General features: G+C 35.1%; 1 protein-coding gene. It reads left to right on the top strand.

Translation table 11 applies throughout. The features are described from left to right. The coding region (locus KVT28_RS25175) for a hypothetical protein (RefSeq protein WP_217550896.1) at window positions 1-209 on the top strand (209 nt) is incomplete at its 5' end. Between the last annotated feature and the right edge of the window lie 62 nt (window positions 210-271).

Genomic DNA, 271 nt, shown 5'->3' on the forward strand with positions numbered 1-271 from the left:
GTTGGTTGGGAGCGGTAGGAAATCAACTAGTTGTTTATGTGGCACCTGATGCGGTTAATATACTTCTTCCCTTGTTTTTTTTTCTCCATTATTATCCATGTTTCTCATGGGTGAGGCTTGATATTTTATTATATTTAGGATCCACCTTGATATGGAATAAAAAAAGTTTATGTATATTAAAGCTCATTTTGCTAGTACAATACCTTTGACACGTCGAGACATCATTTTTGTAAGAAAACATTCATTAGAGTTGCCCTCGTAAGTGTCGAAG

The organism is Pantoea sp. GbtcB22 (assembly GCF_019091025.1).
Taxonomy (GTDB): domain Bacteria; phylum Pseudomonadota; class Gammaproteobacteria; order Enterobacterales; family Enterobacteriaceae; genus Pantoea; species Pantoea leporis.